At 59.3% G+C, this 809-nt stretch carries 1 pseudogene; it reads right to left on the bottom strand.

What is annotated here, in order from left to right:
• Positions 1-636: pseudogene (locus A3730_RS28310) on the bottom strand (sulfite reductase); the annotation flags it as partial.
• Positions 637-809: the final 173 nt, after the last annotated feature.

Here is an 809-nt window from a genome sequence, read left to right on the forward strand (position 1 = left end):
GGGCAAGTAGAGCGGCCCGTATTGTGGGTCCTCATCGGCCATGACCGGGCGATCTTCCTGATACCAGATTTGCGGGTAGGCACCGGTTTTGGGAATCAGTCGCTGGCTGGTTTCCCGGGCCAGGTCGGCCACTTGCTGGTGGATAGCAGATTGCGACGGATTGCTGCCACACACCACGCCACGACTGTCATCGCCGCAGGCGGCAATGGTGTCCAGGCCCAGGTCACGGATGCCCTGCATCAGTGCTCGCAGATACGGCTTGCGGATGCCATGGAGCTGAATGGTCTGCCGCGTGGTAATGCGAATGCCGCGATCGGCAAAGCGCCGCGACAACTGGTCGATGCCCTGCCACTGGGTTTTGCTCAGGGTGCCGCCAGGAATGCGCATGCGCACCATAAATTGGTAGTTGGGCTCCAGTTTGCGGCGGGCCCGGCCGGCGCGCAGGTCGCGGTCGTCCTGTTGATAAATGCCATGAAATTTCATCAGCAGGGAGTCGTCGCCGGAGACGGCACCGGTGATGGCGTTTTCCAGGCTTTCAGAAATGGTGCCACGCAGGTATTGGCTGTTGGCTTTGAGCTGCTCGTTGGCGTGCAGCTCGCTGATGTCCTGGCTCAGATCGCAGCTTCGATCAGTCATGGTCTGCCTCGCGGTTAATACAGGTTTCGGTGCAGGCGTTTGTCTTTACCCAGCTGTTTCCAGGTGTCCGCGTCAAACAGGGCGGACAGGGATTTTTCACAGTCGGCAAGACGTTGCTTGTCGCCACAGAAATACAGGTGAGCACCGGATTCGACCCACTCTTGCAAGCGTTT

The organism is Alcanivorax sp. HI0044 (genome assembly GCF_001634945.1).